Annotated in this window: 15 protein-coding genes and 1 other annotated feature; of the genes, 12 read left to right on the plus strand and 3 right to left on the minus strand. The window is 40.5% G+C overall.

Annotated features, from left to right (window positions below; translation table 11 throughout):
• Window positions 1–59: 59 nt before the first annotated feature.
• From V9W66_RS13260 to V9W66_RS13310, 11 genes are all read left to right on the plus strand, one after another.
• Window positions 60–1,451 carry an SAVED domain-containing protein gene (locus V9W66_RS13260; protein WP_144094993.1) on the plus strand — a complete coding sequence of 464 codons (1,392 nt, stop codon included), beginning with the start codon at window positions 60–62 and terminating at the stop codon, window positions 1,449–1,451.
• Between the two features lie 132 nt (window positions 1,452–1,583).
• Complete coding sequence (locus V9W66_RS13265; RefSeq protein ID WP_144093630.1) at window positions 1,584–2,873, plus strand: IS110 family transposase; 1,290 nt, start codon at window positions 1,584–1,586, stop codon at window positions 2,871–2,873.
• A gap of 520 nt (window positions 2,874–3,393) precedes the next feature.
• Window positions 3,394–4,503: an SMODS domain-containing nucleotidyltransferase gene (locus V9W66_RS13270; protein ID WP_144100399.1), complete on the plus strand. Its 1,110-nt coding sequence runs from the start codon at window positions 3,394–3,396 to the stop codon at window positions 4,501–4,503.
• A complete protein-coding gene (locus V9W66_RS13275; protein ID WP_144096228.1) occupies window positions 4,504–6,324 on the plus strand; it encodes a ThiF family adenylyltransferase in 1,821 nt (606 codons plus the stop codon).
• Window positions 6,317–6,793: a Mov34/MPN/PAD-1 family protein gene (locus tag V9W66_RS13280; RefSeq protein ID WP_207705799.1), complete on the plus strand. Its 477-nt coding sequence runs from the start codon at window positions 6,317–6,319 to the stop codon at window positions 6,791–6,793. The genes V9W66_RS13275 and V9W66_RS13280 overlap by 8 nt, the downstream gene beginning before the upstream one ends.
• A gap of 505 nt (window positions 6,794–7,298) precedes the next feature.
• Entirely contained in the window at window positions 7,299–8,291 is a 993-nt protein-coding gene (locus V9W66_RS13285; protein WP_144096226.1) for a virulence RhuM family protein, read from the plus strand.
• 34 nt (window positions 8,292–8,325) lie between these two features.
• A complete protein-coding gene (locus V9W66_RS13290) occupies window positions 8,326–8,763 on the plus strand; it encodes a helix-turn-helix domain-containing protein (RefSeq protein WP_330575472.1) in 438 nt (145 codons plus the stop codon).
• A 37-nt stretch (window positions 8,764–8,800) separates the two neighbouring features.
• Complete coding sequence (locus V9W66_RS13295) at window positions 8,801–11,566, plus strand: type I restriction-modification system subunit M (protein WP_144096224.1); 2,766 nt, start codon at window positions 8,801–8,803, stop codon at window positions 11,564–11,566.
• Window positions 11,566–12,777, plus strand: a complete 1,212-nt coding sequence (locus tag V9W66_RS13300) for a restriction endonuclease subunit S (RefSeq protein WP_144096221.1) — start codon at window positions 11,566–11,568, stop codon at window positions 12,775–12,777. Before V9W66_RS13295 ends, V9W66_RS13300 begins: the two co-directional genes overlap by 1 nt.
• A gap of 15 nt (window positions 12,778–12,792) precedes the next feature.
• The gene (locus V9W66_RS13305) at window positions 12,793–16,785 is read left to right on the plus strand and encodes a type I restriction endonuclease subunit R, EcoR124 family (protein ID WP_144100397.1); all 3,993 of its coding nucleotides are present in this window, start codon (window positions 12,793–12,795) and stop codon (window positions 16,783–16,785) included.
• A gap of 426 nt (window positions 16,786–17,211) precedes the next feature.
• Window positions 17,212–18,336 (plus strand): DUF2971 domain-containing protein, encoded by a 1,125-nt coding sequence (locus V9W66_RS13310; RefSeq protein WP_144096217.1) that lies wholly within the window; start codon window positions 17,212–17,214, stop codon window positions 18,334–18,336.
• Window positions 18,337–18,553: 217 nt separating this feature from the next.
• Here V9W66_RS13310 and ilvN read toward each other — a convergent pair whose 3' ends face one another.
• The 3 genes from ilvN to V9W66_RS13325 all read right to left on the minus strand — a co-directional run bounded on the left by ilvN (window position 18,554) and on the right by V9W66_RS13325 (window position 22,605).
• Complete coding sequence (gene ilvN, locus V9W66_RS13315) at window positions 18,554–19,063, minus strand: acetolactate synthase small subunit (protein WP_015526065.1); 510 nt, start codon at window positions 19,061–19,063, stop codon at window positions 18,554–18,556.
• 12 nt (window positions 19,064–19,075) lie between these two features.
• A complete protein-coding gene (ilvB, locus tag V9W66_RS13320) occupies window positions 19,076–20,794 on the minus strand; it encodes a biosynthetic-type acetolactate synthase large subunit (RefSeq protein ID WP_015526064.1) in 1,719 nt (572 codons plus the stop codon).
• 100 nt (window positions 20,795–20,894) lie between these two features.
• Window positions 20,895–21,136: a binding site (T-box leader), on the minus strand.
• A 182-nt stretch (window positions 21,137–21,318) separates the two neighbouring features.
• A complete protein-coding gene (locus V9W66_RS13325) occupies window positions 21,319–22,605 on the minus strand; it encodes an HlyC/CorC family transporter (RefSeq protein ID WP_144096240.1) in 1,287 nt (428 codons plus the stop codon).
• Window positions 22,606–22,837: 232 nt separating this feature from the next.
• Between V9W66_RS13325 and V9W66_RS13330 the strand changes: the two genes are divergently transcribed.
• On the plus strand, window positions 22,838–23,536 hold the full coding sequence (locus tag V9W66_RS13330) for an ABC transporter ATP-binding protein (protein WP_144096215.1): 699 nt from the start codon (window positions 22,838–22,840) through the stop codon (window positions 23,534–23,536).

Raw genomic sequence — 23,536 nt, forward strand, 5'->3', positions numbered from 1 at the left:
TGTTTATAGAATATCACATGGATTAGTAAAGCAAATAAATGATGGAAAGGGTGAGGATTATGGGTGGAAAAGAAGCATCACGGGGATTTTTATACCAGGGGTTTGCTTCAGTATTAGAGGCCTTAACTGATAAAGGTAACTGGGATAAGATATATGTCGAATTTCCAACATCAAATGATAAGGTTGATATAGCATTAGAGCAGCAAAATCAAATTGTTAAATGCATACAAGTAAAATCAACGATAAATACTTTTACCAAATCAGACATCAAAATATGGCTAGATGACCTTATAAAGGATATAGAAAGTCCTGAATATGAATTATTTTTAATCGGGCAATGTGATAAGTCCGCCAACACATTTATAAAGTCAATCGAAAAGTATTATGGGAAAGTGCTTGATAAAGAAGCAAAATCGTCGCTAAATGGGTTTGATACAGATTTGCTTGATAATAAGAGAATACGGTTTTTTATTTTGCCGTTTGAAATAGAAGTTTTAGAAAAAATTGTAAGAGATTCGTTGCATCAGTATATTTCAGATAGCAATCAAATGATGACGTTTGACCAAATTAGGTTTATTGCTTCAGCGACTGTAAATGATCAGATGATTTCTTCAACACATGGTAAAGGTATTGATAGAAAAGACTTTGATGGAGAAATGGAAAAACGCATTTTTCTTGTTGCCGATAAGTATTCCCCTAAAAGAATATCTATTGGTGTGAAAAGCTTTACCCGTGGAGCAGAAAACTTGGAAAAAGACACAGAGAGTTGTTTATCATTCATTAATAAGTTTGATGGTCGCAATATAAAGGGTGAATACGATTGGAACAAAGATATTTATAGAAATTTGGAGGAATTTTTGCTCACAAATACAAGCAACAAGTATGCATATCAAATATTTTTAGATACACATGCGTCTATAGCCTTTGCAGCAGGAAGAATTCTTGATAGCAAATCAGGTATCAACGTATTTCCGATACAAAAATCGTCGACCAATGGCACTGTATTATGGGATGTGAAACTGTCATCTAAAAGGAACTATACTAATTGGGATATTTCCCACGAAAAGTTTAATGAGAATCAATATGATTCTGCATTAGTATTAAATGTCACTCGTAACATTTACAATGACGTGGTAAAATTCATAAAAGAAAACAATCTATCAATTGGATGTATCATTAATTGTACGCCAAGCGATGTTGGTGCTACAAATTTTTCGATAGAAGATGGAACACATGCAACTGCTTTAGCAAATTCAGTTTATAACGCTATTGGCAGAAGAAGCACTGTGGAACGGCGTGCAACACTACATATTTTTGCTGCTGCTCCAAATGCATTTATGTTTTTCTTAGGTCAAAATTCAGTTGGATTTGGCAAATGTATTCTATATGAATATGATTTTGAGCAAAGGCATTCTTGTACGTATTCACAATCAATAAGTTTTACTAATTAAGGGAGCTTCTTGTATAATTCAAATATAGGGAATTCCGAGAAAGAAGGTTGAGAAAAAAATACCTCAGAGTAAAATAAGATTACTGACTTTGCACGGTTAGTAAAAATCTTATTAAACAGTGAGGTACTTGAAATGAATTATAACACACAGAATGCAAAAATTGCATCTATTACGGAAAAAACTTTAATCATTGGTATTGATGTGGGAAGTGAAACCCATTATGCAAGGGCTTTTAACTGGCGCAATTATGAGTACTCAAAGAAACCGTTTGCTTTCAGTAACGATGAAACTGGATTTGCAGCATTCAAAAAATGGATGAACGATATAGCAGAGAAACATGGAATGGAAGTTATTATTCCAGGAATGGAGCCAACAGGTCACTACTGGCTGAACCTTGGAGCGTACCTGCAGGAACAGGGAATGAAGCCGGTACATGTGAATCCGCATCATGTCAAGAAATCCAAAGAGCTGGATGACAATAATCCAAGTAAAAATGACCGTAAAGATCCAAAAACAATTGCAAGTCTGGTAAATGAAGGAAGATTCTCATATCCATATATTCCAACCGGGATCTATGCAGAGATCAGAAATCTGTCTAACCTTCGAATTCAGACACAGGAAGAAATCACAAGGATCAAAAACAGGATGGCCCGCTGGTTCAGCATTTATTTTCCGGAGATCAAAAACGTTTACAGGAATCCGGATGCAGTAAGCGGACTGATGGTAATCAAACAGGCACCGCTGCCCTGTGATATCAGGGAACTTGGAGTGGAAGGTGTAAACAAAATATGGAGAGATGCAAGGCTGAAAGGCGCTGGGATTAAGAGGGCAACGACCCTGGTAACAGCAGCGGAGCACAGCATTGGAAATACGGAAGCACCAAGAAGTGCCAGAAAAGAGATCCGAAACCTGCTGGAAGATTACGAAGGATATAAGAAACGGATGGATGAACTTATGGAAGAGATAGAGAAAACGCTTTCTGAAATTCCCTATATAGATAAGCTGATGGAGATCAATGGGATAGGGATAAAGACGGTGAGCTGCTTTATTGCAGAAGTAGGAGACATTGGACGTTTTGATAATCCGAAACAGGTGCAGAAGCTTGCCGGTTATGCGATTGTTGCGGACAGCTCTGGGAAACACAACGGAGAAAGCCGGATCAGTCACAGAGGAAGAAAGCGTTTGAGATATGCATTATATGAAGCTGCGATATCCGTGATCGGAAAAAACAAGGAGTTTAAAGAGATCCATAGTTATTACCGGACAAGGGAGAAAAATCCACTGAAAAAGATGCAGTCAGTGATAACGGTGGCATGTAAGCTGATCCGGATATTTTATACGATACTAACCAAAGGTGTGGATTATGATGGTCAGAAGATGCTGAATGACATCGTAAGACCAGAAATACAGCCAGCGGCATAAAGAGAAAGAAACAGTGTATCATGGCCGGTCTGAGCCCTTCAGAGAGGGAAGTGGAAGGCTGAGACCAGCCATGATAGCTGTAATTAAGAAGTAAATGGAATGTAACAGGAAAACGTCCACCGGAAGGTGCTGTTACAGGAAAGAAGTCAGTAATACAACAAACAAAGAATGAGCCAGTAGTCGGCAGGAATATATTCCAGAGGGCATGACCCTGTAAAGGAGCTGAGCTGACACCCTGGTTATGGACAGGCGGGACGAGAGAAGTTAGGACTCGGCATAGACTGATGATCCTGGTAGACATGGGAGGTTCGCTGCCGTAGATGGATGGGTACACACAAGGCCATGTAAAACGAAATAAGAAGACGTTTTACTTCGTGCACCCAAAATCCACTATTTTCGTACCAGATACAGAGAAATGTCCATTCCTATGGCTCCTTCTTCTGAGATATTTATTGATGAAACACTAAAAAATCCTTGATTTTCAAGGAAAAAAGACTTGACTATATAGGGAGGATTATTTATGTCTACTGTACCGTCATATTTTAAAGATTTTCTATCTAATATTCGTTTGTCTGACAATCAAGTGAAGGATTTGAAAACAGGGCATACGACATTAAGAAGGAGATTAGAGGAAGATGAAACATTATCAAAGATTATTATTAGTACTTTCTTACAGGGAAGTTACCGACGTTCCACAGCAGTAAAACCCAAAAACGGCAATAAATCAGATGTCGATGTAATTGTTGTAACGAAATTAGACTCTGAAGAGTTTACACCAGAGGAGGCTTTGGATTTATTTGTTCCATTTTTAGAAAAACATTATAAAGACAAATATAGAATTCAAGGCAGGTCAATTGGTATAAGTTTAAGTTATGTTGATTTGGATATCGTACCTACTTCTGCACCTGGTGAAAGCGAAACAAGAGTACTTCAAGATGAGGCGATTATTTCGGAATATACAATTGAAGATTTCCAACAAAAGTTACTTACAAAATCGTTCAATAATGACTTACTTAAAAGTGCATATAACATATTTTATAAATCAGATAACGAACCTCAATGGAAATCCGAACCGTTGCTAATTCCTGACCGTGAAGCGGAAAAATGGGATAAAACACATCCACTTGAGCAAATTCGATGGACGGTTGAAAAAAACAAGAATTGCAATACCCACTATATAAATGTTGTTAAGGCATTGAAGTGGTGGCGCAAAACACAATATCCAGATATGAAACATCCCAAGAGTTATCCGTTGGAACATTTTATTGGTGATTGTTGTCCAGATGATATTAAAAGTGTTGCCGAAGGTGTTGTATTAACTCTTGAAAATATCGTTTCCCAATACACTAATAAACCTTTTTTAGCTGATAGAGGCGTTCCTGAACATGATGTTTTTGCACGAATTACAGATGAAGAATATTCTGATTTCTACGATACGGTTTGTGATGCTGCTAAAATAGCTCGTGAAGCTTTTGATTGTGAAGAATTATATGATAGTGTTTGCAAATGGAGAGAGCTATTTGGTAATGAATTTCCACCAGCTCCAAAGCCATCAAAATCTAATTCTTCAACGGGATTTACAACCCGTACTGAAAAATCGGCAGCCATTCCAGAAGGAAGATTTGCATAGATGGAGTCAAAACAAATCCTTGATAAATTAAATCAGGCTCGAAGGGCTTTAGATTCATTATCTCAAGTTGAGATAATGGATGAGTGGCAATTTGATAATGAATTAAATGTTTGGTATTTACACTTAAGTATTGTGATTGAATGTGAAACACCATATTTCCCCCAGAAATCTCAATGGTTTTTCGTTGTTGGATCCGAATACCCAAAGGGAAAAATTAAAGTATATCCAGACGTCGAAAACAGTATAAAGGTTACATTGTATCATCAAGCTAACAACTCCAAAATTGAAAGAAACGGATTGTGGAGAAAAGGAGTATTATGCCTTGAGGTGAATACAATACCTAATTATCAATCGGAACCATATAGTGTAGATGAACGCTTGTTGTATCATGCAAAACGAGCAATTTGTTGGCTAGAGCTAGCGGCAAAAGAAAAATTAGTTACAGAAAGCGAGCCATTTGAACTGCCCGAATTTTCTATGAGCAATATTTTAGAAATGCAGTTTGCTTTCTCGGAAGATGTGGTTACCTTCATGCAATGGGAGAGTGTCGAATGTCGGTATGGAATAGCAGAATTAGATGTGTATAAAAGTAAACCATTTGTATACTATGTTAAGGTGTTTAAATCGCTAAGTAACAACATCCAGCATTATACAGAATGGGGAAAATATCTTTCAAAAACAACTATATCACCTCCAATCATTGCCCCGTGGATACTTATGAATCAGATCCCAGTTGTTAATGAGTGGCAAGCACCAGAAACATTTGGCGAATTGTTAGTTGCCTGTGAAAAACAACATATTAATATAAAGTGTATCCTTCAAAATATTGTCTCAAAAATTCGGGACGGAAAACGGCATTTGCTTTTAATTGGTTTCCCTGTTCCCCGAATTTTTGGTGGAGACCCCGAGATAATTTCTTGGAAAGCTCTGTATTTACCGACTGTATCATATGGCAAAAGGACAGCAAAAGGATTCAGAAATAATCAACAGGGATGGTGGATGCGTGATAGATGTGAGGTATTCACTAAAAATGCAAAATTGGATTGGATTGTTTCAGAAAATTGGAACCAACACGAAATATCTCAACGAGGTAAAATGAGCGACCTGTTACTAAGAAAAAGAATATTGCTCATTGGAGCAGGTTGCATTGGAGCATCAATCGCAGAAATATTTGTAAGAGCAGGAGTGTATAATATTACTATTGCAGATTCAGATATATTTGAAGTCGGGAACTTATCCCGCCATATCTTAAATCTAAATAATATTGGTGAATTTAAAGAATTATCGGTATGTAATTATCTTAACTCCCTAAATCCACACGCAAATGTTAAAGTTATAAATGATACTCTTTCAAATGATGACTCTTTTAAAACAAATATTGATTTGGATAGATATGATGTTATTGTTGATTGTACTGGGGAAAATAATGTACTTGATATTCTTCAAAGAACTAATTTTAAGAGAACCCATATTATAGCTTCAGTCTCTGTTGGATTGGGTGCAAAACGATTATATGTTACACTGATGAATGGTAACACTTTTAATTTTAATGCTTTTTATAATTTGATTTCCCCGTACCTACAGGCAGAAAAAGTCTTATATGATGATTACGACTTGCCAAGGAATGGAATTGGTTGCTGGCATCCGACTTTTCCTGGAAGAAGTGATGATATTTGGATTGCTGCTGCAACTTCCGTGAAGGTAATTGAAAATTACATTATATCAAAATCTCAAAAGACGCTTTCACTCATTTACGAGCAAAAAGAGAGCGATGGGATATTTGAAAGCTATGAGGTGGTGGAGAAAAGAGAGAATGGATAATTTGCTTTTTCAAGATAAGAATCAATCATATAGTGTAAAGTTCGACACAAAGGCTTATGAACAAATGCTTTATTATTGTGCTATTTCTAATCCTTATGAAACAGGGGGCATTTTAATTGGAAATTATTCTTCCAACCAAGCAATAGCCAACATTTTGCAAATAACACCACCACCCAAAAATTCTAGACATTCAAAGTGTACTTTTTATAGGGGTATAGATGGATTGAAAAGAATTTTAGACTTGGCATGGGACCAAGGCCAGTATTATTTAGGAGAGTGGCACTATCATCCAAATGTATCGTCGGCACCAAGTAATATTGATAAAAATCAAATGATAGTTTTATCTCAAGACCAAAAACTAAAATGTCCAGAACCTATATTAATTATTGTTGGAGGTTATCAAGACAGTTGGAATATAAATGCTCGGTTATTTGTTAATAAGCAAGAAATTATTCTCAATAAGCGGTAGCACTAGCCTCTTGATAAGACGCAGATTTTTGTGTCAAATTATAAGCTGTACTTGTCGAGTGAGGAAGAATTATTACGAGGATTGAAACAGGAGTATCAATCGTTAGAAGCGGAAAAGATGGAAGAAGATAATGATACTGAAGTAATGAAAAAAAGTAATTGTGCCATAGGCTGTTGCACAATTAGTATGGTGCAAAATTAGTACCATCCATGATTTTGTGGGAAAAGGTTGCACGAACGGTATTAGTACTGTAAAAATATTGTCCAGATATCCATAGTTTTGTGGGGATATAATTTGAATTTGTACGCATGTGGAGACCGTGTGCCTCTTGAGCAACCGAAAAACAGATACCACGGTAAAACTCAGCGTGGATATGGATGATTACTACCGTATTATAAATGGTAAAGATGCAGAATAATGATTTTGTCATAGTGGCTGTGTTGAATTTCTATTCTTTAAATTGTTCACATTGATAATGTATCTGATTTTGGAGGAAAATTAATTTATGGACAAAGAAAAAGCAGATATGATTATTTATACGACAGAGGATGGTCTGACGAAAGTTGAAACTACTTTTGATGGTGATACCGTCTGGTTGTCCATTGATCAGATGGCAGAATTGTTTCAGAGAGATAAATCAACCATTTCCAGACATATTAAAAATATATTTATAGAAGGTGAATTACAGCGGGATTCAGTTGTTGCAAAATTTGCAACAACTGCTTCTGATGGAAAAGTTTACAATGTAGACTATTACAATCTTGATGTTGTTATTTCTGTTGGCTATCGTGTAAAATCAAAACGGGGAACACAGTTCAGAATTTGGGCAACTGGGATTTTAAAAGAATACATGAGAAAAGGTTTTGCTTTAGATGATGATCGTTTGAAAAATCTAGGTGGCGGTGGATATTTCAAGGAATTGTTGGAGAGAATCCGTGATATTCGTGCATCCGAGAAAGTTTTTTATCGTCAGGTTCTGGAAATTTATGCAACGAGCATAGATTATGATCCGAAAGCGGAAATATCCATTGTATTTTTCAAAAAAGTGCAAAACAAAATTCACTACGCAATTCATGGACAAACTGCAGCAGAAGTAATCTATAACAGAGCAGATGCAGAAAAAGAATTTATGGGACTTACTACTTTTAAAGGAAATCAACCAACATTAAAAGAAGCTGTAGTTGCAAAGAATTATTTATCTGAAAAAGAATTACGTGCAATGGGACAGCTGGTATCGGGATATCTTGATTTTGCAGAACGTCAGGCAGAACGGGAACAGGCTATGACAATGAGGGACTGGGCAGAGCATCTGGATCGGATTCTAACAATGAGCGGTGAACAGCTTTTGCAGGGGAATGGAAGTGTATCACACAAACAGGCTGTTGATAAAGCAACGGGTGAATATAAAAAATATAAAGAGCGAACACTCAGCTCGGTGGAAGAAGACTACCTGAATTCAATAAAAATATTGGAGAAGAAAACAGATAAAAAACAGTGAGAGCGTCATCGGAATTAGTGGTCTGGCATTTCCAGTGTATTATGAAGGTTTTGAAGGCGAAGCAATTTGGTTGCTCAACGAAAACACAGTCGAGACGGTTGTCTTACTTTCCAAGGGAATGGTCGACAGCAGGAAAGTGAAGGTTGATTTCTCGTTGGAGGATATGGATCTAGCTGAATTTAAGGGAAAAGCAACTTATGAGCAGATAAAGGCATATGTGTTGGAACAGACTGGATTTAAGGTTTCTTCGCTGTATATTGCACGGATTAAGCAGAAATGCGGACTGGATGTGGGAGAAAACTGGGTAGGTACAAAAGAAGCAGCAGAATTCCTGGGTGTTAAGCCAGCAACAATTCGCGACTGGATTCGTAAGGGTAAAGATATTCCAAGAATGAAGATCGGCAAGGCGTGGAAATTTAAGTATTCAGAACTTGAGGAATGGGCACGTAGTGGTAGAGCTGCCGATAAATAATACTTATAAAATATAGGCACTACAGGAGGAAAACATAATGAATAAACATCAACTTGCATCAACGATTTGGGAATCAGCTAATCAGATGCGGTCAAAGATAGAGGCTAATGAGTATAAGGATTTCATCCTTGGATTCATCTTCTACAAATATTTGTCGGAGTGTGAGCTGAATCTGTTTCAAAAGGAAAAACTCAGTGAAGATGAAATCAAGAAGGTTGACGAAAAGGACGTCAAGTATGCGAAGCACGTGCGGGAGACACTTGGGTATTTCATTGCCTATGACAATTTGTTCTCAACATGGTTGGTAAAGGGAAATGATTTTGATGTGAAGGATGTCAGGGATGCACTGTCCGACTTCGATCAAAATATCGATGAGGTTTACAAGAAGGTATTTGAGAAAATCTTCAATACCCTTCAGACGGGGTTATCGAAACTGGGAGAGACTTCCGGTTCGCAGACTAAGGCAGTGAAGAAGCTTCTGAAGCTGATCAAGAAGATTCCAATGGACGGCAAGCAGGATTACGATGTCCTTGGCTTCATCTATGAATATCTGATCAGCAACTTTGCGGCAAATGCCGGAAAGAAGGCTGGTGAGTTCTATACACCACATGAGGTATCTGTGCTGATGTCCGAGATCGTAGCGGAGCATCTTAAGGACAGGAAACAGATCAAAATATATGATCCTACATCCGGTTCGGGGTCGCTGCTAATAAACATCGGCAGATCAGCGGCAAAATATATTAGCGGTGATGGAAAGATTGATTATTATGCGCAGGAACTGAAAGAGAATACATTCAACTTGACCAGAATGAATTTGGTCATGAGAGGAATCAAGCCTGCCAATATCAATGTGAGAAACGGAGATACGCTGGAAGACGACTGGCCTTTCTTTGAAGAGAACAAGAAAGAGACTACTTATGAGCTTGTGAGGGTGGATGCTGTGGTCAGCAATCCGCCTTATTCCCAGAAGTGGGATCCGAAGGACAAAGAGTTCGATCCAAGATATAAGGATTTTGGCGTTGCGCCAAAGGCCAAGGCGGATTTTGCATTCTTGCTCCATGATCTCTATCACCTAGAAGATGACGGTATCATGACCATAGTCCTTCCTCACGGTGTGCTTTTTCGTGGTGGTGAAGAGGCAAAAATCCGTGAGAACCTGATTGAGAAAAACCGTATTGATGCAATTATCGGTTTGCCGGAGAATATCTTTTTCGGAACAAATATTGCGACAATCATTATGGTTCTGAAGAAGAATAGACCCACTTCGGATGTTCTTATCATTGATGCGTCCAAGGGTTTTATAAAGGCAACAAAAAATAACAAATTGAGAGCGTGTGATATAAAGAAAATCGTGGATGCAGTTAAAAACCGATCAGCTATAGAGAAGTATTCGGTTTTGGTGTCTAAGGAAACGATCAGGGAGAATGAATATAATTTGAACATTCCGAGATATGTAGATTCCACAGATGACCCGGAAAAATGGGATATCCGTGCGACAATGTTTGGCGGTATTCCCGTAAGTGAAGTTGATGAATTTGATGATTACTGGGATGCGTTTCCGGGGCTTAGAGAAGCACTGTTTAAGGAGGCTTCTCAGGGATACCTTCAGCCAAGAACAGAGGATATCAATGGCACGATAGATTCCTTTGAGTCAGTTGAAGCATACAGAGTCGCATTTATCGAAGCATTCGATGGCTTTTACGAGACGCTTCAGGAAGATCTAGTAGATGGTGTGCTGGATGTGGTCGCAGATAAGGAAAAAGAGAAGATTACAGAGGATATTTTCCGAAGAATAGATCCCATCAAGTTAGCGGACAGATATGCAGCTTATCAGGTTTTTGCTGAATACTGGGAGATCATATCTGCAGATATTGAGATGCTTCAGACGGAAGGATTCGAGGTTATTACTCAAGTAGATCCCAATATGGTCATTAAGAAAAACAACAAAAATGATGACGATGATGAAGTGACGGAAGTACAGGATGGATGGAAGGGGCATATCTTACCATTTGAACTTGTACAAGAAATGCTCATGCCAGATGAGGTTGAAGCAATACAAGTTTTGGAAGAACGCTTGTCAGAGATTGCTGGGGAGTATACGGAGATTATTGATTCCCTTGATGAGGATGAAAAACAGGGTAGCTTCTTAAATGATAGTAATGATGCGTTTGTTTCCAAGGAACTGAAAGCGACCTGTGATGAAATATTGCAGGGCGTGGAGAGCGAGGAGATTAACGCTCTGAACAAGTATATGACCATGCCGAAAAAAGAGCAACTGGCATTTATCAAAACCTGTATGGATGCGGACTGGGATAAAATCGAAAAGAACAAGGACGGATCTTGCAAGAAGCCGTCATTAACAAGTCGAATACAGCAACTAAAGATGGAGTATGAGTTCCCAGAAGATTCGTATGAGGGGAAGTTATTATCTGCTCTGCGCTTATCTGATGAAGAAAGCGCCACCAAAAAAGATTTGAAGCAGAAGAGGGAAGCACTTCATATAAAGACAAAAGAGACTATCGAAGGCCTTTCTGAGAAAGAGGCTTTGCAAATTGTGGAGCAAAAGTGGATTGAACCATTGATATGTAATCTGAAAATGCTTTCTTCTAATATTGTTTTTGAAGTCATTTCGTCAATGGAGTATATAGCTAAGAAGTATGCCACTACTTTTCATGAACTGCAGACTGAAAAGATTAGTACAAAGAGTTGTTTAATTGATATGGTTAATATGCTTAAGGCAGAGAGGGTAGCTGATGCAGAAGGTCTCCAAGAATTCAATGCTATCTTAGGGGGGCAATTATAATGAGTGACGATAAAAAAATACCAGAAATAAGGCTGGATGGTTTTACAGGAAACTGGGAATACAAAAAACTTGGCTCTTTATATGAAAATAATAACGAAAGAAATGTTGATTTGATTGGATTTGATAGGACAATTTCTATTGCCTCTATGTCTTTTAAGGATGAGGGAAACGGGGCTTCAGAAAAATCCTTATCAAATTACAAAGTCTTGCGAGAAGGAGATATTGCATTTGAAGGGCATACGAACAAGGAATTTCGTTTTGGGAGATTTGTGGCAAATGATATAGGGACTGGAATAATGTCTCCAAGATTTACTGCTTTAAGACCAATTTCGCCTATACCGGTTTCGTTCTGGAAAAACTATATCCACTATGAACCAATAATGCGAAAAATCCTAATAAATTCAACCAAGGCTGGAACAATGATGAACGAACTTGTTGTTCTAGAGTTCTTGGCTCAGAATATTCTTGTCCCAAACGTAGATGAACAGACTGAAATAGGGGATTTTTTTGAAAACTTAGATCGGCTTGTTGTTAATCATAAGCGTGAAATCGAAAGATTACTGAGCTTAAGGAAGGCTATGCTCGATAAAATGTTTCCTCAAGGAAATGAGAATGTGCCTTCTGTGCGATTTATGGGTTATAAAAAACCATGGCGACACTGCCATTTTTCAGAAATATTCTGGGAACGTCATTGTATAGATACAATTTCGGAAGAATATCCACAGCTTTCATTTACTATTGAGGAAGGTGTAATACGACCGGAAGATAGAAAAACAAATCAACGCGATTTTCTGATTTTGGATAAGAAAAATAAAAAGTACCTGAAGACGGAGTATGATGATATTATCTATAATCCGGCGAATGTAATATATGGTGCGATTCATCGGAATGCTCTGGGCAAGGGATGTGTATCTCCGATATACAAGATTTTTTGCACTGATCAGGATTCAACCTTTATGGAGTGTATCGTAAGACATCCGCGCTTTATCAAGGAAATTTCACGGAGTATGGAGGGTACGGTCAAGAAGCTTAGGACATTGAAGCCGAAGGCATTCCTGGAAATGAGTGCTTATATTGCGCCGACAATAGAGGAACAGCAGCAAATTGGTGAATATTTCCGTCAGATGGATCGGCTTATCGAAATTGAGAAGGAAGAGCTGGAGAAGATAAAGCATATAAAGAGTGCGTGCATGGAGAAAATGTTTGTATAAAGGGAGGTGTCGGACGTGATCTTTGATAAAGAGAGCGATTTTGAAGAAGCCGTCATAGGCGTCTTAGTAGAGCGTGGATGGGAGTCAGAGGTGCTCCGTCATCCATCGGAAGCAGATCTACTTAAAAATTGGGCGGATATTCTGTTCAATAACAACAGACAGAGAAACTGTCTGAATGAGTGTCCGCTGACGGATGGCGAGATGCAGCAGATCATGGAACAGATCATCAATCTGCGGACACCACTGAAGCTGAACAGCTTTATCAACGGTCGGAGTGTATCTATTACCAGAGACAATCCGGATGATGAACTGCACTTTGGAAAAGAAGTCAGTCTGAAGATTTATGACCGTCAAGAAATCGCATATGGTGAAAGCAGATATCAGATTGTACAACAGCCGCATTTCAATACGAAATCGCCTATTCTGAATGACAGAAGAGGGGATCTGATGCTCCTGATCAATGGTATGCCTGTCATCCATATCGAGCTTAAGAGAAGCGACATTCCGGTAAGCGATGCATATAACCAAATTATAAAGTATTCGCATGAGGGTGTGTTCCGGGGGATCTTTTCTCTGATACAGGTATTCGTCGCAATGGAGCCTGAGGAAGCGGTCTATTTTGCAAATCCGGGAGAGGATGGTGTTTTCAATTCGGCGTTCTTTTTCCATTGGGCGGACTTTGACAATGTGCCTATCAATGAGTGGGATAAGGTTATGGCAGGACTTCTAAATATTCCTATGGCTCATATGTTGATCGGATTCTATACGATTGCTGATACAGATGACAACCTGCTTAAGGTAATGAGAAGTTATCAGTATTATGCTGCAATCGGCATTGCCGATCGGGTAACAAAGAGGAACTGGAAAGAAGATACGCCTGAGACTCAAAGGGGCGGACATGTCTGGCATACAACGGGCAGCGGCAAAACGATGACGAGTTTCAAGTCCGCTCAGCTGATTGCAAGTTCGCATGATGCGGATAAGGTTATATTTCTTGTGGACAGAAAAGAACTGGGTATCCAGTCGCTCAAAGAGTACAGGTCATTTGCTACAGAAACGGAGAGCGTACAAGCTACGGAGAATACAGACATTCTGATATCGAAGCTGAAAAGTGATGATCAGGATAATACGCTCATCGTTACATCCATCCAGAAACTCAGCAATATTTCAGAGGATATGGCAGGGTTGAAGGATGCTGACCTTAAAAAGATTAGGTCTAAGAGGCTGGTCATAATAATCGACGAATGCCACAGATCTACTTTCGGTGATATGTTAACGACTATAAAAGATACCTTCAAGCATGCTATTATTTTCGGATTTACCGGTACGCCGATCCAGGACGTTAATATTAAAAAGGACAGCACGACCACAACTATTTTCGGTAGTGAAATCCACAGATATACACTTGCGGATGGCATTCGGGATAAGAATGTCCTTGGCTTTGATCCTTATATGGTCAAGATATATGACGATGATGAGCTCCGTCAGAAGGTAGCCTTGGAAAAAGCCAAGGCCGAAACGGTAGAAGACGTTATGAAGGACGAAAAGAAAAAGAAGGTCTTCTACAAATGGATGGACTCTTCCCAGGTAAAAATGTACGGGAAGAAGGTTGGCGATAAGTGGGTAAAGGGCATTGAAGATTTCATTCCGAATGAGCAGTACCAGACGGATGAGTACATAATGGGAGTTATTTCGGATATTAAGAAGAAGTGGCTTATATACAGCCGTGGTGGTAAGTTCCATGCGATATTTGCTACATCCAGTATCCCTGAAGCGGTACGGTATTGGAGGCTGATGAAAAAGGAAATGCCGGATCGGATGATAACGGCAATGTTTGATCCTACGATTGATAATGAGAGCGGCACCGGCTCTCTGGATAAGGAAGACGGTATCGTGGAGATGTTGGAAGATTATCGGGATCGGCTGGGGCAGACATTTACAATACCGACGTATGACAAGTTCAGGAAAGATGTGAGCCTGCGGCTTGCACATAAGAAGCCGTATGAAAGATTGGAACCGGATCAGCAAATAGATATTCTGATTGTTGTAAATCAGATGCTTACCGGATTTGATTCAAAATGGGTGAACACTCTTTATCTGGATAAGGTGATGGAGTATGAGAATCTGATTCAGGCATTTTCGAGAACCAACCGACTGTTCAATGAATCGGAGAAGCCTTTTGGTATCATAAAATATTATCGAAGACCGAATACGATGGAGAAAAACATCGAAGCAGCGGTAGAGGCTTATTCCGGCAATATTCCTATGGGATTGTTCGTGGACAAGTTGCCGAGGAATCTGCGTAATCTTAATAGGACATTTGAAGAGATTAAGGAAATATTTGATTCTGCCGTCATTAAAGATTTTGAGAAGCTGCCTGAGGAACAGTCCGAGAAACGGAAGTTTGCTAAGGCATTCAATCAATTTGACACCTATCTTCAGGCGGCCAAGATACAGGGCTTCAACTGGAAACAGCGTGTGTATTCTGCTGAAGACGGAACGGACATCGAGATGCTATTCGATGAAATAACATATCTGATCCTATTAGCAAGATATAAGGAGATGGCAGGAGGTGGTGGCGGAGGTCACGGCGGGGATGTTCCGTATGATGTGAAAATTCATATCACGGAGTATGACACGACAAAGATTGACGCCGAGTATATGAATACTCGTTTTGAAAAGTTCCTCAAGCTGATTCAGGGCGAGTATGATCAAGAAACGCTGGACAAGACGTTGACTGATTTGCATAAGTCATTTTCCATGTTGTCAGCAGAGGAACAAAAGTATGCAAAGGTTTTCCTTCATGATGTGCAAGCCGGTAATGCAAGAATCATTCCGGGTAAATCTTTCCGAGAGTATATATCTGACCTGATGAAGGGGGTCGAAAACGCAAGGATCAAGCGGGTGGTTCGCAGACTGGGATGCTATGAGAGGCTCTTGCGCGAAATGCTGGCAAAGAAAGTTACGAAGGAAACCATAGAGGCACATGGTAAATTTGATGAACTGAAGGCGAGCGTGGATAATAGTAAGGCAACAGAATTTTTTACTGTTGTGGAGCACCAGAATTTCCGCCAGTCAAGGCTTGCAATGTTAGTGGATGCTTATCTGCGGTATTTTCTCCTTTCGGGCGGGCAGGATCCATATCCTGAGAATGAATTTGACAGGAAGCATAAGACGAAAGTCGAAACGGTATCTATGGAAACCGACAGTAATTCGAAACCGGTGGGAGTTGTGCTGACAGATGAAGTGATGGAAGGGAAAACTATCACAACATCCGTCAAAAAAGCAAAGCTCAAAGAATGGTATTCAGAGAGTAAGGCCCTTGCCTGCATGGTTGATACCGATTGTTTCGCATATGTGGATAATAAGCTCTGTGTTTATAATAAGAAATATCTGGAACGAGATGATAGGGGAAAACTGTTTTTTACGGAATATGCCAAAGCACATGAGGAAGAATGCTTCCTGCAGTTTGTAATGGATAAAGAGACGGGTGAGCTCCACTACATTACCCTTCCGAGCTCTATGGCAAGCAAGACCTTCAATTATTATGATGAGCTTTCGGCATTGTCGGATGATGAGAAATTGAGCCTTGGTCTTGTGAACGAGATTGCGCGAGAGATGCTTGCTGCGATTAATGGCATGGAATTCGGAGAAGCACTTGCGGCGTTGATGGATAAGAAGATTTGTAATGTATCGTTCCGGACGATTAAGTCGGTAACTGGACTTGATAATACGACTGTCAGCAATATGAAGAAAGGAAAGAATCTCACAAAAGAGAATGTCGTTTCCTGTTGTTTGGGAATTCATATTCCGTTCAGATTAAGTAATAGATTGTTGCAGTTAGCGGGGAGACCGTTGGACTTGACGATTCCGGGAGCTAAGGGTGAAGAGAATACCATATATGACCAAATACTGCATCTGTATTGGGCAGAGGATTATTCTGATACTTATGCAGAACTGGTAGCGATTCATTATGAACATTTAATACATCAACCACCCATCAGATAATGATAATAGATAAGAACAAAAGTAGACTGGAGAAATCCAGTCTATTTTTTAAATTGAAAATTTTTTTGTAGAACTTTCTTCAACAGTCTAATGCCAATTTATAGGGCTTTGCGGAGTAATTAGATTTCGCAGAGCCTTTTTTACATCATTTTTCCGTAGAACTTTCTACAACGGGCAAAAAAAACAAATATGGTAACTTTCAAATGTAATCAATAAAACAAATCTCATTTAGTCCGAATAGCGCTATTAGGACGATGGGATGCATAAGAGTTCCAAACACAGCAATAAAAGCTGTGTTTGAAGCGAAGATGCACCCACCGTTGCTTTTGTGCGCCTATTTCGGCAAATCAGAGCCTGTGGTTCATCTTTAACCACAGGCTCTTTTTGTGTCCCACCGTCCTCCACTCGGACGGAAAGGACACTGCAATGAAGAACAATGAAACAAAGAAGCGCAAGAGAGGGTTTAATCCTAACCGTGGCTGTTATTTTACAGCAGATGGAAAATATTACTGCTACGAACGCTGGGACGATGAGAAGAAGTGCATCGTTCATCATAAACTAGAGGTCGGTAAAGACCTTTCACTTGAACCGACCATCATGCTTGATGTGTACGACCATGAAATGGATTTACAAGATCGATATGAGGATGAACAGCTCAATCCATTGTTTGATACAAAAGTAGTAAATTACAAGGCAAAAAATTCTATGGGAAGAGATGACTATAGGGAAGAACGAGTGAAAAGGGCGGTAAAAAAGTATGGAAAAACACTATGGCATTATACAGATATAAATGCATTATGTGGGATTATTGGCGAAAAAGAGATTTGGTTTGGCAGTGCAGAACATATGAATGATCGAGAAGAATTAATAGGGTTTATAAACGATCTGGAAAAAGAGGTATATGCATGCATTGATTCAGCTAATAAGGAAAAAGCCAATGATGTTTTTGGGCAAATCAAAGATAGATTGCAAAAAGAATATCCATATATATTTTGCGTATCCAAAGCACGTAATGATGCAGCACAATGGGATAGGTATGCATGTGGTGGACAAGGAGTAGCGATTGTATTTAATACAGCAACGTTATTTAAGCTTATTTTTTACAATCAGATCATTATGAATGAAGAATATTATGGTTATTGTGCCAAGCAACATAAAATGAAAGAACTGTTACAAGATTACATTCAATATGATAAGATGGACGATTTTTCGAATTTAAACGGTTTGATTGATAATTTGTTGTTATGTGCAATGCTTCATAAGCATGAAAGTTTTTCAACGGAGCAAGAAATAAGGATTTCTCCACTTTTGGTTAATGAAAATGATAAGCATCTTCAATGTAAAATACTTAATACTATTAGACAGGTCTATATTTTGAATTTAACAGAATTGTGTGAAAAAGAAGGAATAGACTTTGAAGATTTATTCGACTCTATCGTTATTGGACCTACATCAAAACAAACCGTAAGAGATTTGCAGTTTTATTGTAAAAATAACGGGTTGTTGAAACTTGCAAACAAAGTGAAGAAATCAGATTGTCCATTAAGATAAGGGCAAATAAGATGTGCATATATTTAAGAATCATAGAAAACAGAGTTTGTCAAGTAAAGTGTGGGGGAAGAAAGTATTTGTATGTTTTGGTCCATATCAGCCTATGGGAGGACATGGATGTTCAGTAATTGTTATGAATGGTAAAATCTAATCTACTATGGAATGCCTGTTCCGCTACTGCGGAACGGCCATTCCATTTTGTGGTATTATTCAGTTTTTATCTCTCCATCATACTGATAGATTCAATTCCGACACTTCCGCCGCGGACAACTTCGATATGCTTGAACTCTTCTTTGATAAGCTTGATGACCGCGTCATTTTTGGTTGCGGTCTGGACGAATTCCAGAAGGAGGCTGTCTTTTCCATAGTCGATGACACGTGCCTTGAAAGTCTCAGCAATCTGGAAAAGTTCTACTTTATCTTCCGGGGAGCAGCCCTTTACCTTGATGTAAAGGATCTCCTTCATTCGAACGAACACGTCTGTAAAATCAATAACCTTGATCACCTCGATCATACGGTTCAGCTGTTTTTTGATCTGCTCAAAGGTTTCATCATCGCTGACTGTGGCGATGGTCATTCTGGAAACTGTTGGGTCCTCCGTGGTTCCAACTGTAAGACTGTCCAGGTTATAGGACTTTCCGGAGAAAAGACCGGAAATCTTGGAAAGAACACCGACCTGGTTTTCAACGTAGAGAGAGATCCATCTTTTTTTCATTCCTTTATCCATCATTCATTCCTCCTAACAATCCATGATCAGATCAGCCAGGGTGCCGCCCGGCTTGACCATCGGGTAAACCATTTCCTCCGGATCAATGATAAATTCGATGATCGTAGGAGTTTTTGTATTCTTCTTAGCCTCTTCGAAAGCAGCCGCAATCTGATCCTTCTCAGTTACGCGGATACCCTTTGCCCCATAGCTCTCTGCGAGACGGATGAAATCCGGTGTGTATTCCGGATATTCCTGACCGTCTGTGCGGCGGGAGAGTGCACCGGCCTTCAGATTTGTCATGGCGTAACGTTTTCCGTAGAAAAGCTTCTGCCACTGGCGGACCATTCCGAGATATTCATTATTAAAGATACAGCAGATGATCGGAAGCTCCTCCAGAACTGCGGTAGCCAGCTCCTGAATGTTCATCTGCATGCCGCCGTCACCGGAAACGGAGATGACCGGTGTATCCGGATTACCGATCTTGGCACCGATAGCACCTGGAAGGCCGTAACCCATGGTTCCAAGTCCGCCGGACATGATCAGCTGACGGTTCTCGGTGATGTCCGCATACTGGCTCACCAGCATCTGATGCTGACCTACATCGGTAACAAGAATGGCCTTGTCAAACTGGCGGTTGATCTCGCCGATGATATCCAGCGGGCCCATAATACCACGGTCTTTCATGGTAAGAGGATGCTCTTCCTTCCATTCCTGGATCTGCTTCAGCCATTTGCCGGTATTACAGTCCTGTACATATTCATTCATTTTTGTTATTGCCTCTTTTGCATCGGCAACGATGGGGATGTCTACATGGATATTTCTGGAAATGGAAGCGGTGTCAATATCGATGTGGACGATCTGTGCATGTGGGGCAAATTCATGGAGCTTGCCTGTGATACGGTCGTTAAAACGGGTTCCGATGGAAAACAGAAGATCGCATTCATTCACGGCCATATTTGCGGCATAAGCGCCGTGCATACCGAGATTTCCGATAAACAGAGGGTTCTTTGTGGAAATGGCGCCACGTCCCATGACGGTTGTGACAACCGGGATCTGAGTTTTCTCAACAACCTGGGTAAAAATCTCCTGTGCGCGGGAAATGATCACACCGCCGCCAGCAAGAAACAGAGGTTTTTTGGCCTTCTGCAGCATTTTGAGGGCACGCTTCAGCTGTCCGATATGCACGCTGGTGTTAGGCTTGTAGCCACGGATATTGACGGTCTTCGGATACTCAGCACTTCCCAGCTCGGCCATTACATCCTTTGGAAGGTCGATGAGAACCGGGCCTGGGCGTCCGGTGCGTGCAATATAGAAGGCTTCCTTGATGATACGTCCAAGATCCTCACGGTTGCGGACGGTAACACCGTATTTTGTGATGCTTCTGGTGATTCCGACAATATCAACCTCCTGGAACGCATCGTTTCCGATGAGGTGACGGGCAACCTGTCCGGTAAAGCATACAAGCGGAACGCTGTCATAGTTGGCAGTTGCAAGACCTGTAACAAGGTTGGTAGCTCCGGGACCGCTGGTAACGAGACATACGCCAACCTTTCCGGTAGTTCTGGCATAGGCATCTGCTTCGTGTACAAGGGCCTGCTCGTGACGTGGCAGGATGATGTCAATGCCGCTCTGTTTATATAATTCATCGCTGATATCGATGGTGCAGGCACCAGGATAGCCGAACAGAACATCAACGCCTTCTTCTTTTAAGGCTTTTACAAGCAATTTGTTTCCGGAAATCTGTTTCATGAATTGGTTCCCTCCTTTGATGATGTGAAAAGTTAAGCAGATAAGGGCTGCCGCGAGAAATTTTTCCAATAAAAAAGTCCCGGCATATCGGATAAAATATGCTCAGGACGGATGATTCCGCGGTACCACCTGTTTTCAGAGGTAAAACTCTGCTCTCTGCCAGTACAAAATTATACTGCCTCCCTGTAACGTGGGAATGACGATGAAGCCTATTGCATGAAGATCCATGGTTCAGTCCACTGCTCGAGGGCTACTTCCACAGTTCAGTCACGAAGATTCTCACCGGCCATCTTCTCTCTGTGCATCCGGAGACTGTGTACTACTCCCTGTCATTGCATTTAGTAAATATGGGTAAAAATTTTCTATCATTATAATATAAAATATCGGAACTGTCAATCAAAAATCCTGATGACTCAACGGGGGAGCCGGGATTCCGATAACAGTTCCGATATGAATGATATTAAGTATTAAATATTTTTTCGGTACATCAGCTGTTTCTTGTTACGGAGCTGGAGCCTGCTTACTCAGGATTCGGTATTTTCCGGTGTTTCAGGATCTTTTTCCGGAAGGTAGACATGCACTTTCTCGATACGGTTTTTATCCAGCTTTTCTACGATCAGACGGATTCCGTCCTCTGTGATCACTTCGTCACCGGCAACAGGCAGACGATCCAGATGTTCGATGATAAATCCACCCAGGGAATCATAATCCTCGGAATCCAGTTCCGTATCCAGATGATCATTTACGTCATCCAGATGCATGGAACCTTCGATGATATATTCCCGGTCGGAAATCTTCTGGACAAGCTCGTCCTCCTTCTCATCGTATTCGTCATGGATCTCACCCACGATCTCCTCCAGGATATCCTCCAGTGTGATCAGTCCGGCCATATCACCGTATTCATCCAGTACAATGGCAATGTTGAAGGTGGAGTCCTTCATTTCCACAAGAAGATCGGAAATGCTTTTTGTTTCGTAAGTGAAATGCGGCTTCCGGAGGAAATGATCGATAACAAATTCCTCATTTTTGTCGTAAAGAAGAAGATCCTTCATGTTGATGATTCCCACAATGTTGTTCTGGCTGTCCTTATAAACCGGCAGACGCGTGAACTTATCCTCGCGGAAAATATCGATCAGTTCATCATAGGTGGATTCCACATCCGCAAAGGTAACATGTACTCTTGGAACCATGATATCCTTGGCTGTGGCATCTCCAAGATCAAACACATTGTAGATCATTTCTTTTTCGTCGGATTCAATGACACCGTCTTCATGGCTGACGTCCACGATAGTACGAAGCTCCTCCTCGGTCATGGCCTTGCTGGCTGCATCCGGATCCACACGCATCAGGCGCATCACACCTCTTGAAAAGAGATTGATGATGAAGATCACCGGTGTCATGATGGTCATAAGAAATTTAAAGACCGGGATATAGCGGAGGGTGATCTTTTCAGAGTTAATGGTTGCGTAGTTCTTGGGGGTGATCTCACCGAAGATCAGGATCAGAACCGTCAGGATCACCGTCACGATGCTGACCATATAGCCGCCAAAGCTGTATGCAAGTGTGGTTGCAAGGGAAGAAGCCGAAATGTTCACAATGTTGTTTCCGATGAGAATCGCACTGAGAAGCTTGGGTGTCTGGTTCTCCAGGATATCGAGAGCCATGGAGGCACGCTTGTTTCCTTCGTCTGCAAGAGAGCGGAGACGGATCTTGTTTACCGACATCAGCGCGGTTTCGTTAGATGAGAAAAAGGCTGACAATGCCAGCAGAATAAGTAATATGATTATCTGGTAAGTGTCGCTGGGGTCCACTTTCAATATTCACTCCTTTAAAAATAAGATTATTTGGTTAAAAATATACAGATACTCCCACATTATATACGTTTTGACGGCTTTTGGCAAGAGCCGGACCGGTACAGCGCATATAGATATATGGAAAAAATACGAAAATAAGTCTGCTTCTTGACAAAAGAGTAAGTCCAGACTAACATATATGTGTATTCATATATAAAGAAGAAATGTATAGGAATGGAAGGAGAGGTTTATGTTTCTGGAGATAAAAGGAATCAAAAAATCCTTCGGGGCAGGAGAGAGCCATGTAGATGTTCTGAAGGGGATCGATCTTGAGATTGAAAAGGGAGAATTTTGTGTGCTTCTGGGGCCGTCCGGTTCCGGGAAATCCACGCTGCTAAACATTATTGGCGGCATTGACGGAGCAGATGCAGGAAGCATTACCATTCAGGGAGAACAGCTGGAGGATATGAATGAAAAGAAGCTTTCCCTCTACCGCAGAAAACATCTGGGATATATTTTTCAGATGTATAATCTGATCCCCAATCTGACTGTGAGGGAGAATATTGAAGTTGGTGCTTATTTAAGTGACAGACCGATGGATGTGGATGAACTGCTGGAGACACTGGGACTTTATGAACATCAGCGGAAGCTTCCGAACCAGCTTTCGGGAGGTCAGCAGCAGAGAACTGCTATTGGACGTGCCATTGTAAAAAATCCGGATATCCTGCTTTGTGATGAGCCTACCGGCGCTCTGGACTACAACACCTCCAAGGAAATCCTGAAGCTGATCGAAACAGTCAATCACAAATACGGAAATACTATAGTCATGGTTACTCATAACGATGCCATCAAGGATATGGCAGACCGTGTGGTAAAGCTTCGTGACGGGATGATCCGCAGAAACTATCAGAATGAGCAGAAGATTCCGGCTGCTGACTTGGAATGGTAA

Origin of the sequence: Blautia massiliensis (ex Durand et al. 2017) (assembly GCF_051861785.1) — a bacterium.
GTDB classification, from domain to species: domain Bacteria; phylum Bacillota; class Clostridia; order Lachnospirales; family Lachnospiraceae; genus Blautia_A; species Blautia_A luti_A.